Here is a 12447-nt window from a genome sequence, read left to right as displayed (position 1 = left end):
AGGGGATTAGTTCGCGAACACGTCGTTGATGCGCTCGCGCCACTCCTGGATGCCCTCGAGCTCGTCGTGGATCTCGGCCACGTCGCTCTCGACGCTCTCGACCCGGGCGGTCAGGTTCTCCTCGAGCGCGTCGAGGTCGGTCGCCAGCGCCTCGACGTCCTCGGAGACGCCCTCGATGGCCTCGGTCACGTCTTCGACGTCACCGAGTTCGTCCCGGACCGCCTCGAGCTCCTCGCGGACCGCCTCGACGTCGTCGCCGACCGTCTCGACGTCGGAGCGCACCTCCGTCACGTCGCTCGTGTTCGCGCCGACGAGGTCTTCGAGTTCGTTGAGCTGCGTTTCCAGGGCCTCGACGTCCTCGCCGAAGTCGTCGATCTCGTCGAGCTCGGATTCGAGCGCCTCGACGTCGTCGCGGACGGCCGCCAGCGCGTCGACGTCCTCCCGGAGCGACTCCAGTTCCTCGACGTCCTCGCGCAGGGCCTCGATCTTGTCGACCTCGTCGCGCAGCGCATCGACCTCCTCGACCTCGTCCCGGAGGGAGTCGAGGTCCTCGAGCTCGGCCTCGATGTCGCCGAGATCCTCGCGGAAGTCGGTCTTGAACTCGCGCACGTCGTCGCGGAGGTTGCTCTCGACCTCGCGGAGCTCGCCGCGCAGGTCGTCGAACTCGGCGACGTCGGCCTCGATGTCCGCGAGGTCGGCCTCGAGGTCGTCGACGCGCTCGTCGGTCGCGCCGGTCTCGGTCCGGAGCGCCTGGACCTCGTCCTCGAACGCCTCGATGTCGGCTCGCACCGCCGAGATATCGTCCTCGAACTCGCCGAAGACGTCCTCGGCGACTCCGTTCTCGTCGATGAACTCCTCTAACGCCTCGGTGTAGGCCGAGAGGTCCTCGACACGCGACTGGAGGTGGCGGATGCGGACGTTGGTGCTCTCGGGCATCTCGACGTCGAGTTCGCGCTGGATGGCGCGCATGTCGTCGTCGTCGACCTCGCCGGCCCGGATCTCGTCGGCGAGCGCGGCCGCGACGCTCCCGGGCCGCGGCGGGGACGCCTCGGGCTCCGCGGTGGTGGTCTCCTCGGCGGCCTCGGATGGTGGCGTCGCGTCGGGAGCCTCGCCGTCCTCGTCCGCGGACTCCGCCGGGTCGTCGGTCTCGGCGACCTCGTCGACCGCGACGTCGTCATCGTCGGACCTGTCCGCCGCGTCGGTTTCCAACGTCTCCTCGTCCGGCTCGTCGGTCACCTCGGCGCCGTCGGCCGAGTCGTCCACTTCGGCCTCGTCGAGGGACTCCTCCCCGGGTTCGAGGAAGCTGTCGTCGTCGGCCAGCGGCTCGTCCTCGGTCTCGCCGGCCGAGTCGTCCGCGCCGCCGAGCAGGTCGTCGCCCTCCGTGAGCGGGTCGCCGTCCTCGTCGCCGCCGGCCAGTGGGTCCTCGGCGTCGGCGTCGACCGCCAGGGGATCGACTTCGTCGTCGTCCCCGCCCGCGAGCGGCTCGTCCACGTCGTCCGCCGCAAGCGTGTCGGCGTCCTCCTCGCCCAGTCCGAGGCCCTCCTCGCCCGCCACCACGTCCCGGACGAGCTGGCTGTCCTCCTCGGAGACGATGTCGGTGATGGTGTTGCCGTCGGGGCCCGCGACCTGGCCGTCCGTGCCACCGCTTCCCGCGGCGGCATCCGAGTCGTCCCCGGCGTCGGTCGTACCGGAGTCGACGGTGACGGGCGCTACCTCCTCGATGGTGGGCGTCCCGAGGAACGACGACGGGTCGTCGTCCTCGCCGAGTCGCACGCCGTAGACGGTGACGAGCTCCTCGTCGGGGTCGAGGTCGCGCTCGAACTCCACGCGGTGGTCCTTGTATGCCGTCCAGTTGTCGTTCTCGTAGTCGGGGTGGAAGCCGACGTTGTCCATCGGGAACTCCTCCGGGATCTCGTCGGCGAGTCGGAGGGTCGCGCGCTCCTCCCGCTCGCACCGGATCACGAACTTGATGGCGGGGACCGCGAACTCCTCGCCCTCGAACGATTTCTCCACGACGACGCCGCTGTCGGTCGTCGTCACCACCTCGGTCATGCTATCACTCATACGGTTCACATCCCAGAACGGCCATATAAATCACACGCCCGCACGCGGCGAAACAGCCTCGGTTCCGGCCGGCGTCCGCCGGGACCCACCTATTTGGACGTCCCGGGCGTACCCCCGACCATGCTGCTCGCAGGAACGTACGACGGCGTGTACCGCGCCGAGGGGTCGGAGTTCGACTCGGCTGAGCGGGTGCTCGACGCCGGTCGCGTGATGCGCGTGCGCCGGTTCGACGGCTGGGAGGGCGCGTTCGCCACGACGAAGACGGGTCTCTACCGCTCGACCGACGGCGGCAGCTCCTGGACGGACCTGGGCGTCCCGCGCGAGGAGGTTTACTCGGTCCTCGGCGGTCCCGAAGGTGAACGCCTCTACGCCGGCACGCACCCGGCGCACCTGTACGTCTCCGAGGACGAGGGAGAGAGCTGGCAGGAGCTGACCGGCCTCCAGGACCTCCCGTCGCGCGACCAGTGGCACACGCCGCGCCACCGCGACGAGGCCCACGTCCGGAGCCTCGGCGCCCATCCCGACGCGCCCGAGCGCGTGGTAGCTGGCATCGAGGTCGGGGGCGTCCACGTCAGCGACGACCGCGGCGAGACGTGGATTGAGCGCCGAGACGGCGTCCGCGCGAGCGAAGAGAGTGCGGGCTCGTCACGAGCGGTGCGAAGTGACGGCGTCCACGACGACGTCCACCACGTCCTCGTGCGCGGCCCCGACCATTACGTCGCCTCCTGCGGCGGCGGGCTCTACCGAACCGACGACGCGGGCGAGTCGTGGACCCGCCTCGACGAGGACGTCGACCACACGTACTTCCGCGAGGCCTTCGCGCACGAGGGCACCCTCTACGCCGCGGCGGCCCGGTCGTCACCCGGGACGTGGCGGGGCGAGCGCGGCGCGGACGCGGCGCTGTTCGAGTCGACGGACGACGGGGAGACCCTCGAAGCGGCCACCTATCCGGGCGAGCCCGAGGAGGTCGTGCTGGCGTGGACCGCCGACGCCGACGGCCGGGTGGTCGCGGGCACGAACGACGGCGGCGTGGTCCTCCGAACCGCTGACGGATGGGTCGAGGGCGGCCGGATGCCCGAGGGCGTGGCCGCGCTCTGCTGGGTGTAGCGACTGTTCGGTGGCCCTCTCGCTGGCTCAGCTCTTTCGAGGTAGTCGGACTGGCGGTCTCGGACGTCGATGTCCATCGGAGTGGGCTCCAACGGTGGCCGGGACTCGGTTTCGACGCCGGACGACCGCGCGAGGCGTCCGGTCGGGATTCGTCCCGGTCTCGTATTTGAATCTTCGCGCGACGGAACCGAGAATCGAAGGGAAACCGGGCTCAGACGTCCACGCGGTCGCCGATCTCGACGACGTCGAGTCGCTCGGGGTAGTCGTAGCTCCGGGCGTGGTCGTGGAGCACCGTCGGGTCGACGGTCATTCCCTTCCACATGTCCCAGTGGCTCGGCAGCAGGCGGTCGAGCCGGAGATTGCGGGCCGCCTCGACGATCTGGTTCTCGTCGCTGTACCACCGCGTGGGCTCGGGGACGCCGGTTACCTTGTCGCGGATGTTGCCGACCGCGCCGAACGCCAGCACGCCGAGGTCGATGTCGTACTCCGCGCCGACGCGCTCGAACTCCTCGCTCGGCTTGGTGTCGCCCCCGTGGAAGAAGGTCCGGTCGCCGTACTCGACGACGTAGCTGACCGGATGGTCCGCGTCGGGGTCGTGGGCGGGTTCGACGTGGATCGTGAACGCGCCGACCTCGAACGAGTCGCCCTCGCCGACTTCGGCGAACTGGTCGTCGTCGACGTCCCACTCGTCGGTCCAGTTCGCCTCGCGGGCGACCGAGAGGCTGGCGTCCGGCGCGTGGAAGGTCGCGCCGGTGTTCGCCAGGATGGGAGCCTGGCTCGGGCCGTGGACGTGGTCGACGTGCTCGTGGGTCGCCAGGACCGCGTCGGCGGCCTCCACGTCCGCCGGGTCGAAGGGGACGGGTATCATCCGGACCGTGCGGGGCGGGTCGCCGGTCCCGAGGTACGGGTCGATGAGGACCGTCGTCTCCTCGGCCTTCAGGACGAAGCCGTTGCAGCCGAGGTACCAGACCGCGATGCCGTCGGGGTCGGCGTCCGCGACCGCGCGCGGCAGCCAGTCTCCCCAGTCGCTGTGGACGGACATGTGGCCAACTCGGCCGAGAAAGGAGGTAAGTGTTGTTCTTCGGGCCGACTACAGGCTGCGGAGCCTGATGTGGTCGCGCTCGATCTCGGCGATGCGGTCGGGTTCGACCGCGTAGGCGTCGTCGTCGTGGCCCTCCCAGCCGAGCCGGGTTTTCACGCGCTCGGCGATGCCGGGGTTCGGGTCCACGTACATCAGATTGCTGTCCTCGTCGACCTCGGTCACGACGCCGATCTTCTCGTCGTTGTCGTCGAGCACGTCCTTGCCGACGTCGTCGTCGTCCAGCGTCAGGGCCTCGTCGTCGACCACCGTCTCGTCGGCGGTCTCGGTCGGCTCGTCGCCCATCGTCGTTCCGGTCTCCACCGCGGTCGTCTCGTCGGTGGTGACGGTCTCGTCGTCGGTCTCGGGCGTCGCCGTGGCCGTCTCGTCGGTGGTCGCGGTGGCGGTATCGTCCCTCTCGGCCGCCTCCTCCTCCGTGACCGTATCGTCCCTCGCGGTCGCCTCCTCGAGGGTCCCCGTCGTCGTCTCGGTTTCCGCGCCGGTCGTGACCCCGCCGACGTCGGTCTCGTCGCGGTCTATCCGGACTCCCTCGACGTCCGTGCGCTCGCCCTCCACGATCTCGGTGGTGGCGTCGGAGCCGACGAGCATCGTCTCGATCAGCGACGACGAGACGGTCTCGCTGCTGACGAGTTCCTCGTCGACGAACTCGAAGGTGAGTCGCTTGCGATCCACAACCTCGTCGCGCACCAGTCGGCGCTCGTAGAGCTCCGACACGATGGTCTCGTCCTCGGTGAACTCGCTCTCGATGTGCTGACCCTCGATGACCTCCCCGGTCTCGACGTCGCCGCCGAGGATGTCGCTCTCGAGGATGGTCCGCTGGACGCCTTCGATGTCGACGCTGCTCTCCAGCGTGTCGGACTCGACGGTCTCGGTCCCCTCGACGTCGTGGTCGACCAGTCGCGTCTCCACCGTCTTGCGCTCGATGATCTCGCGGGTGGCCTCCCTGGTCTCGTCCACGTCGACCGTGACGACCTCGCGCTCGGTCACGTCAATCTCCTCGACGTCCTCGTCCCACGCGGTCGTCTCGCTGTCCTCGACGATGGCGACCGACTCCCTCTGCTCGGCCTCGCCGAGGTGCATGCCGACGACCTCCCGTCGGATGACTTCGGTGTCGATGACCTCGTCGCGGACGATCTCGCTGTCCACGACCTCGCTCTCGAAGGTCTCGGTCTCCCTGACCGTCCGCTCGACGACCCGGGTCTCGGTGATCTCGGTCTCGACCGTCTCGCCCTCCATCAGCGCCTGCTCGACCTCCTCGTCGTCGAGGGCCGCCCGCTCGATGGCCTCGGTCCGGTCGAGTATCTCGAACTCGCTCTCCCGGTCGCCCGCGTCGGGGTGGCGAACGAGCACCATCTCGTTCTCGCTCAGGTGCTCGTGGAACTCGTCCCACGTCGTCTCCTCGTAGTCCTCGGTGGTCTCGTCGCCGTGGTGGACGTACAGTTCCCGTTCGCCGGACTCGCCCGTCCGGTAGGCGGGCGAGGCGTCGGTGTCCTCCACCCACGATTGGATCGTCTCTCGGTCAGTCGTGATGTTCGTCTCCCCGCTTCGGTCGACGTCTGTGTCTCTAGTTGTATCGTCTGCCATATCTCCCACCGTGAACAGAATCAACTCGTAGGGACTTAGGCGTCGTTGCCAGATTTCGTAGGGAAGTCGCCTAACGGTCCGTTCCCATTCGATAACCCAGGCTTACGACGACGTGAGAAACGAGAAAAGGGATGGCGGCGTCAGTCCTCGCAGCAGCCACTCGCCTGGTCGCCGAAGTCGACGGCCAGCGGGTCGGAGATGGCCTTGTTGATGGTCTCCATCTTGGTCTCGAGGGCCTCCTGGGCCTGGAGGTACTCCTCCATGACCGGCATCGAGTGGAGCTCCTGCTGGGCCTGCCGGACCTTCTGGACGTCCTCCTGGGTGGCCTCGCCGGTCTGTCGCGCGAGCATGAACTCCTGGCGGAGCTGCTCGAACTCCTTGACCTTCTCCTGGGCCTCGTCGTCCTGCTCGACGGCCGCCTTGGTCTCCTCGAACCGCCGGTACTCCGGCGTCTCGGCGATGGCCTCGCCGAGTTCGCCCGCGAGCTCTTCGACGTGGGAGAGTTCGGTCGCCTCGCCGTCGACGTCGGTTTCGACGCTCATGCGCCGACGTTTGGGACTGGGACGGTTTAGACCTGCCGGATGGTCGCGCGATTGCAGAGAAGTTGTGAACCGTGGCAGCAGAAACGAACGGGGCACCGAGTCCTCGAAAGCCCTCGCGCGCTCCGTTCGCGCGTTACGGAAGACGTTCCCGCTCGTCGTCGTCCGAGAGAGCATCGCTCTCTCGGGATCACGAAAATATTCGATTTTCGAACGACTTCGCTCCTGCGCGGGCTGCGACTTCCGGCGTATCGTTCGCTTCGCTCACTCGCTCCAGTGCTTGCGTCGCCGTGCTTCCCGGAGTGCGCTCGCCCTTTCCGTCCGCCAGGTGGTGACTGATTGGTCTGTTTCAGCGCGTCGGCTGTTCCGCTTTCCAGCGAACATCCGCACGACCCACCCCAGAACACCGCCCTTAAACGTCCTCACCGACAAAGCCACTCCAATGAGCCAGGACACCGAGTACAGCGAGGGAGACCTCCGAAACACCGGGATGGCGCTGAAGCACGACCGGGAGTGGGACTACGAGCTCGACCGCATCGTCGAGGCGGTCGAGGAGCGCGACGCCACCAAGGTCGGGCTCCAGTTCCCCGAGGGGCTGAAGCGCCGCGGGCCGAAGGTCGCCGACGACATCCGGGAACTGGTCCCCGACGACGTGACCGTGATGCTGTCGGGCCAGCCCTGCTACGGCGCCTGCGACCTCGACACCTTCCTGATGAAGCGCACCGACGTGTTCGTCCACTTCGGCCACTCGCCGATGAAGAACACGGATAAGGTCATCTACGTCCCCCTCTTCTCGAACGTCGACGTCTTTCCCATCATGGAGGAGTCCCTGGCGGAGCTCGACGACCCCGCCGAGAACCCCGACGTCGGCCTCGTCACGACCGCCCAGCACATGAACCGCTTCGAGGAGATGAAGGCGTGGCTCGGCGAGCGCGGCTACGAGGTCCACACCCGCCGGGGCGACGACCGACTCACCCACGAGGGCCAGGTGCTCGGCTGCAACTACGCCAGCGCCGACATCGACGCCGACCAGGTGCTGTACGTCGGCGGCGGGAAGTTCCACCCGCTCGGGTTGGCGATGGAGCACCCCGACAAGAACGTCGTCATCGCCGACCCCGTCAACAACGTCGTCACCGTCGCCGACACCGAGAAGTTCCTCAAGCAGCGCTACGCCTCGGTCCACAAGGCGATGGACGCCGAGAAGTGGGGCGTCATCTTCTGCACGAAGATCGGTCAGGGCCGCTGGGAGCAGGCCCAGGACATCCTCGACGACAACGACGACGCCTACCTCATCACGATGGACGAGGTGACCCCCGACCGCCTCCGGAACTTCGACATGGACGCGTTCGTCAACACCGGCTGCCCGCGCATCACGACCGACGACGGGCCGCAGTTCCACAAGCCGATGCTCACGCCCGGCGAGTACGAGATCGCCGTGGGCAACAAGCCGCTGGACGAGCTCTCGTTCGACACCTTCCACGGGACCTGGTAGTCGATCGGCCCCGGCGGTCACTCCGGCGGGTCGCCCACCCACGCCGTCTCGATTCTGAAATTCTCGCCGTCGTAGCTGACGTACCGCGGTTCTCTGACGCCGAACGGTGGGTACGTCGTCGTCTCGGCCCGGTACACCACCCGCCGGACCCCCGACTCGAAGTGCGCCAGCGCGTTCCGGAGCGGCGTGTCGCGGACGACCTGCTCGGCGATCATCCGGCGGGGCTCGGTCGACGGGTCGTCGACGCGCGTGACGGTGTAGGTCGCGAGGTAGGACTCGTCGTCCGGTTCGTCGCGGACGACCACCTCGTCCCCGTCGCGCTCGACCGAGTCGATTCCCGTCGGCGTCAGCTCCAGCGGGTCGCCCGACAGGTCGACCCGGGCGGAGAGCCCCACCGCGTCCTGATAGCCGTCCTCCTCGAACCACCCGTCGGTACCGAACGCGTAGGTTCCGGCCCCGAGTCCGACCACGGTGACCTCCTCCGTCCCCTCCGCGCGGGGTATCGGTCGGTCGAGGTCGGCGTTGTCCGCGGTGAGCCGCCACGTGTGGGCGTCGCCCGGTCCGAGCATCATCAGCGGCTCCGGCCACATCCGCGGGGCGACGTGGAACCACTCGCCGTCCACGCGCTTCCAGAGCCTCCACGCGTAGAAGTTGACGCTGAAAGTCGCGTCGGTGCCGTTGGTCAGCGTGAACGAGAACTCCGCGCGGGGGAGGGACCCGGACTGCTCGGCGGGCGCGATGGCGAGCGGGGGGTCGTCGGCCGCCGGCGCGTAGACGTAACGTCGCACGTCCGCGTCGAACGGCGGACCGCCCTGGGGGTCGGTCGCCCCGACGTCCGGGGGTTCGGTCCCGGTCGCGGTTCCGTCCGCGGCGCTCGTCGCCCGCTGTTCCGTCGTGGTGGTCCGGGTCGTGGTCCCGGTCGTCCGGTCGCCCGCGTCGGCGCCCAGACACCCTCCGAGACCGGCGCTCCCGAGGAGGGCGAGCAGTCGGCGGCGGTCCATACCCGCCGATTGCGCCGTCTCCGGCAAGTATCTTCAGGTGGGTGAAACGGGCGTTTCACCGATTATATTACTACTGAGCATTCACAAACCTTTTTGTATGAGTAACGGGTATGTGGTGGTAACGATGAGCGCCACCCGTTCCGCCGACGTCCGCACCGCCATCGAACGCTGTCGCGTCGAGGACCTCACGCCGGTCAGCCTCGACGCCGACGCCATCCCCTCCACCGCGCCCGACGATCTCCGGGAACTCAAGCGCGAACTCGACGCCGACGACCTGGTCCCCGCCACCGTCGTCGTCGACGCCTGCTTCGGCGAGAACTGCTCGTTCGCCACCCAGGAGGAGGCCGACCGGGTCCGGGAGTACGTCCGGGCCGCGGCGTTCCTCGGCGCCGGCAAGGTGACCGTCGAGTTCGACAGCGTCGGCGACGAGTCGAAGGTCCGGCCCGCCCTGGCCGCGGTCGCCGAGCGCGCCCGCCGCGAGGGGGTCGCGCTGGACGTCGCCGGTCCCATCACGCTCGAGAACTGACGACGCCCTCCCTCTGACTCGAATCCAAACGCTCTCGTTCTCCGACCGCCTCTCCTCTCGCATGGACAAGGCCGCGCTGGAGCGCCGCCTCTCTCGGGTCACGGGCTTCGGGGACCCGCGGGTCGAACTCGAACAGTACCCGACGCCCGCGGACCTCGCGGCCCACCTCGTCCACCTCGCCGACGTGCAGGGCGACCTCGCCGGGAAGACGGTCGCGGACCTCGGCACGGGCACCGGAATGCTCGCGCTCGGCGCGGCCTGCCGGAGTCCCGCGCGCGTCGTCGCGCTCGACCGCGACGCCGCGGCCCTCGCGCGGGCCCGAGAGAACGAGCGGACGGTTCTGCCCGAGGCCGCGACGCCGGTCGAGTGGATACTGGCCGACGCGACGCGAGCGCCGCTCTGTCTCTCCTCGGAGCAGTCTGCGGCTGTCGGCAGGCAGACGGCGCGCGCCGACGCGACCGTCCTGATGAACCCGCCGTTCGGCGCCCAGACCGGCAACGAGCACGCCGACCGCGCGTTCCTGGCGACGGCGCGCGCGGTGTCGTCGGTCTCCTACTCGGTTCACAATGCGGGGAGCCGGGAGTTCGTGGAGGCGTTCGCCGCCGACGAGGGCGGCGAGGTGACCCACGCGTTCCGGGCCGAACTCGAACTCCCCCGGCAGTTCGCCCACCAGACCAGCGAGCGCGAGGTCGTCGACGCCGAGGTGTTCCGCATCCGGTGGGCGTAGGTGCGCAAGGCTTTCGTCGTCGCGTTCGTGTCGGCGAGCATGGACGGGGAGACGCGGATACGCTTCGTCGGGGTCGGCCTCCAGGTGACGCTGCTCGGCGGGTTCGCGGCAGGTCAGTTCGGCGACGCCGGACTGTTGCTCGTGATGCTCGGGACGATAATCACGGGGTGGGGCGTGACCTGACCATTCTCGGGAGTACCGCAATGCTGTGGCAAGTCAGGACCCGAATCAGGGATGATATCGCTCGAGTAGACCGGGAGATGTGATGCGGCGACGCGCCACGACTCCCGGCTAGTTGTACGTCTCGCGACTCGCCACCTGGATTCTGGTCCCGTCGTACGTCGCGAACAGCCGCGGCCCGTTCCGCACGAACCGGATGCCGTCGAGGGTCACCGACTCGCCCTTCGGAGGAATCGGCGCGGAGGCGACCGTCGAGTTGTTCCGGGCGACGTGGAGCGCGAACGCGCCCTCGTTCGGGACCATGGCGACCGTGCGGTTGGCGAGCGTCGGCGCGGCGACCGCCGTCTCCGAGGCGAACGCGTGTGTCCACGACTCGGCGTCCGGGCCCCGGAGCCAGACCTGATAGGCCGTACCGCCGCCGTCGACCGACCAGCCCGCCCGCCGGACCCGGACGACCTCCGACCAGCCGACGCCGCCGACCTTGACCCCGGTCCGACCGGCGAACGCCAGCCGGCCCTTCGGAACCGCCTGGGTCCAGATTTCGCGGTCGTCGTTGACCACGATGACGCCGCTCGTGGTCACGTCGGTGGTCTCGCCGAACATCTCGACGTCGATGGCCGAGACCTTCTGGTTCCGGACGTGCTCGGCGTAGGTGACGTTGTACCCCCGGACCTCGACGCTCGGACCGTGCCCGGGCGCGCTCCCGTCGTCGACCGCGGTGAGGTTGACCGGGATGGCCACGCCGACCATCACCGCGAGCGGGAGCAGCAGCGCGAGCAGGCCGACCTGCTGGCGGGAGACGTCGCCGAACAGCGGCCGGCGGTCGGCGGTCGCCGCGACGGTGGTCACGGCCGCCAGCGCAACGACGAAGAGAACGCCGAGACCCCGGTAGAGGACGTAGGCGCTCTCGCCGCGGTACCACCAGAGCGCCCAGAGGGTCATCGAGAACCCGAGGACGACCGTGCCGGTCCAGAGCCGGAGCGCCCCGACCCGCCGCCGACGGCGGTAGAGCACCGCGACCCCGAGCAGCACGCCGAGCAGCAGGCCCAGCACGTGGCCCTGGACCGCGATGCCGGACCACCACGGCGGCCCGAAACTCCGGGAGGCCTCGCCCACGACCACGGGGTCGCGCAGCGCGCGGTAGGCGGTCCGGATACCGCCCTGGGCCGCGACCGCGACCACGGTCAGCAGCGGGTACCGCACCAGCGCGAAGCCGACGAACGCGAACGCGACGCCCGAGAAGCCGATGATGGGGCCCCACGCGAACACGCTGGTCCCCAGCCCGACCAGCGCCACGCCCGCCGGGAAGATGACGAACGCGCGGATCCACGGGTTCGACGTCTTCGAGAAGAACGGGTTCTCGCCGCGTCGCGTCGGGAAGTGTCCGAAGAAGTACTCCGCGAGCGGAGCCACCGCGATGGTCGTGGTCAGGTTGCCGACGAGGTGGCCCGGCCCGGTGTGGGAGAACGGCGCGAGCAGCCACCCGACCGGGTAGAGGTACGACCACGACGAGAACGGGACGGTCAGCGGCCCGCGCCAGTGGTTCCAGCCCTGTTGAACGAACAGGTACACCGCCAGGACGCCCAGAACCGAGACGAGCGTGCCCCACGGAACCCCGAGCAGGAACCGCGACCGAAGCCGGCGGCCCCACCGGGCGTCGGGGCCGTCGAGCCGCCGGGCCAGCGCGAGCGACGCGACCACGGCGAGCGGGATGGCGACCTGCACTGGGTCGGGCAACCACGCGGGCGACTGGACCATACTCGTGTCTTTGGCCAGCGCGTTATAAATGGGTGGCAGAACTCGCTCCGCCGCAATCGGCGGTCCCCGCCGGAATCAGGGGCTCCCGGCGTCGTGTGTCTCGTCCAGAACTATCCGTTCGTAGGCCTCCGGGCTGTCGAGTAACCAGTCGAGCGCGGCCCGGAAGTTGCAGGCGTCGAGCCGCGCGACGACCTCCTGCGGGTCCGAGAGGTCGGTCCCCATCTGACGCAGCGTCGCGAGCTCGCTGTACACCTGCCGCGGCATCTCGGCCTCCTCGGCGTCCCCCATGTTCCCAGAAACGTCCGTCACGCACTTCGGGTCTTCGGGGTCACTTCGGACGGGTCTACATGTGAGTCTACATACAACCCGA

The 12447-nt window shown here is 69.1% G+C and carries 12 protein-coding genes; 5 read left to right on the top strand and 7 right to left on the bottom strand.

Annotation, left to right across the window (positions count from 1 at the left end):
* Nucleotides 1-6: 6 nt before the first annotated feature.
* On the bottom strand, nucleotides 7-2064 hold the full coding sequence (locus tag DVR07_RS06105; RefSeq protein WP_193570018.1) for an AAA family ATPase: 2058 nt from the start codon (nucleotides 2062-2064) through the stop codon (nucleotides 7-9).
* 120 nt (nucleotides 2065-2184) lie between these two features.
* Here DVR07_RS06105 and DVR07_RS06100 point away from each other — a divergent pair, with 120 nt between their 5' ends.
* Complete coding sequence (locus DVR07_RS06100; protein WP_115795855.1) at nucleotides 2185-3171, top strand: WD40/YVTN/BNR-like repeat-containing protein; 987 nt, start codon at nucleotides 2185-2187, stop codon at nucleotides 3169-3171.
* Nucleotides 3172-3382: 211 nt separating this feature from the next.
* On the opposite strand, the gene DVR07_RS06095 is transcribed toward DVR07_RS06100, so the two are convergent.
* The 3 genes from DVR07_RS06095 to DVR07_RS06085 all read right to left on the bottom strand — a co-directional run bounded on the left by DVR07_RS06095 (nucleotide 3383) and on the right by DVR07_RS06085 (nucleotide 6396).
* Nucleotides 3383-4213, bottom strand: coding sequence for an MBL fold metallo-hydrolase (locus tag DVR07_RS06095; protein ID WP_115795854.1), 831 nt, complete (start codon nucleotides 4211-4213; stop codon nucleotides 3383-3385).
* A 48-nt stretch (nucleotides 4214-4261) separates the two neighbouring features.
* Nucleotides 4262-5854 carry a hypothetical protein gene (locus tag DVR07_RS22340; RefSeq protein WP_162829456.1) on the bottom strand — a complete coding sequence of 531 codons (1593 nt, stop codon included), beginning with the start codon at nucleotides 5852-5854 and terminating at the stop codon, nucleotides 4262-4264.
* 140 nt (nucleotides 5855-5994) lie between these two features.
* Nucleotides 5995-6396 (bottom strand): YlbF family regulator, encoded by a 402-nt coding sequence (locus DVR07_RS06085; RefSeq protein WP_115795852.1) that lies wholly within the window; start codon nucleotides 6394-6396, stop codon nucleotides 5995-5997.
* Between the two features lie 439 nt (nucleotides 6397-6835).
* Here DVR07_RS06085 and dph2 point away from each other — a divergent pair, with 439 nt between their 5' ends.
* Nucleotides 6836-7885, top strand: a complete 1050-nt coding sequence (gene dph2, locus DVR07_RS06080) for a diphthamide biosynthesis enzyme Dph2 (protein WP_115795851.1) — start codon at nucleotides 6836-6838, stop codon at nucleotides 7883-7885.
* A 17-nt stretch (nucleotides 7886-7902) separates the two neighbouring features.
* On the opposite strand, the gene DVR07_RS06075 is transcribed toward dph2, so the two are convergent.
* Nucleotides 7903-8886, bottom strand: a complete 984-nt coding sequence (locus DVR07_RS06075; RefSeq protein ID WP_115795850.1) for a hypothetical protein — start codon at nucleotides 8884-8886, stop codon at nucleotides 7903-7905.
* 124 nt (nucleotides 8887-9010) lie between these two features.
* On the opposite strand from DVR07_RS06075, the gene DVR07_RS06070 reads away from it, so the two are divergent.
* From DVR07_RS06070 to DVR07_RS06060, 3 genes are all read left to right on the top strand, one after another.
* A complete protein-coding gene (locus tag DVR07_RS06070; RefSeq protein ID WP_115795849.1) occupies nucleotides 9011-9412 on the top strand; it encodes a hypothetical protein in 402 nt (133 codons plus the stop codon).
* A gap of 61 nt (nucleotides 9413-9473) precedes the next feature.
* Nucleotides 9474-10139, top strand: a complete 666-nt coding sequence (locus DVR07_RS06065) for an METTL5 family protein (RefSeq protein ID WP_115795848.1) — start codon at nucleotides 9474-9476, stop codon at nucleotides 10137-10139.
* A gap of 39 nt (nucleotides 10140-10178) precedes the next feature.
* A complete protein-coding gene (locus tag DVR07_RS06060) occupies nucleotides 10179-10322 on the top strand; it encodes a hypothetical protein (RefSeq protein WP_162829455.1) in 144 nt (47 codons plus the stop codon).
* 108 nt (nucleotides 10323-10430) lie between these two features.
* Here the strand turns inward: DVR07_RS06060 and DVR07_RS06055 are convergent, their stop codons facing one another.
* Both DVR07_RS06055 and DVR07_RS06050 read right to left on the bottom strand, forming a co-directional pair.
* Nucleotides 10431-12077, bottom strand: a complete 1647-nt coding sequence (locus tag DVR07_RS06055; RefSeq protein WP_115795846.1) for a rhomboid-like intramembrane serine protease — start codon at nucleotides 12075-12077, stop codon at nucleotides 10431-10433.
* A gap of 75 nt (nucleotides 12078-12152) precedes the next feature.
* Nucleotides 12153-12365, bottom strand: a complete 213-nt coding sequence (locus DVR07_RS06050; protein ID WP_115795845.1) for a hypothetical protein — start codon at nucleotides 12363-12365, stop codon at nucleotides 12153-12155.
* Nucleotides 12366-12447: the final 82 nt, after the last annotated feature.

It is taken from the genome of Halorussus rarus, from assembly GCF_003369835.1.
GTDB classification, from domain to species: domain Archaea; phylum Halobacteriota; class Halobacteria; order Halobacteriales; family Haladaptataceae; genus Halorussus; species Halorussus rarus.
The sequence above is the reverse complement of the archived record's forward strand: the minus strand, read 5'-3'. Positions and strand labels throughout refer to the sequence as shown.

Bases quoted from the DNA above. Each gene is read 5' to 3' on its own strand.
- DVR07_RS06105 (WP_193570018.1), bottom strand. From the start codon at position 2,064: ATGAGTGATAGCATGACCGAGGTGGTGACGACGACCGACAGCGGCGTC.
- DVR07_RS06100 (WP_115795855.1), top strand. From the start codon at position 2,185: ATGCTGCTCGCAGGAACGTACGACGGCGTGTACCGCGCCGAGGGGTCG.
- DVR07_RS06095 (WP_115795854.1), bottom strand. From the start codon at position 4,213: ATGTCCGTCCACAGCGACTGGGGAGACTGGCTGCCGCGCGCGGTCGCG.
- DVR07_RS22340 (WP_162829456.1), bottom strand. From the start codon at position 5,854: ATGGCAGACGATACAACTAGAGACACAGACGTCGACCGAAGCGGGGAG.
- DVR07_RS06085 (WP_115795852.1), bottom strand. From the start codon at position 6,396: ATGAGCGTCGAAACCGACGTCGACGGCGAGGCGACCGAACTCTCCCAC.
- dph2 (WP_115795851.1), top strand. From the start codon at position 6,836: ATGAGCCAGGACACCGAGTACAGCGAGGGAGACCTCCGAAACACCGGG.
- DVR07_RS06075 (WP_115795850.1), bottom strand. From the start codon at position 8,886: ATGGACCGCCGCCGACTGCTCGCCCTCCTCGGGAGCGCCGGTCTCGGA.
- DVR07_RS06070 (WP_115795849.1), top strand. From the start codon at position 9,011: ATGAGCGCCACCCGTTCCGCCGACGTCCGCACCGCCATCGAACGCTGT.
- DVR07_RS06065 (WP_115795848.1), top strand. From the start codon at position 9,474: ATGGACAAGGCCGCGCTGGAGCGCCGCCTCTCTCGGGTCACGGGCTTC.
- DVR07_RS06060 (WP_162829455.1), top strand. From the start codon at position 10,179: ATGGACGGGGAGACGCGGATACGCTTCGTCGGGGTCGGCCTCCAGGTG.
- DVR07_RS06055 (WP_115795846.1), bottom strand. From the start codon at position 12,077: ATGGTCCAGTCGCCCGCGTGGTTGCCCGACCCAGTGCAGGTCGCCATC.
- DVR07_RS06050 (WP_115795845.1), bottom strand. From the start codon at position 12,365: ATGGGGGACGCCGAGGAGGCCGAGATGCCGCGGCAGGTGTACAGCGAG.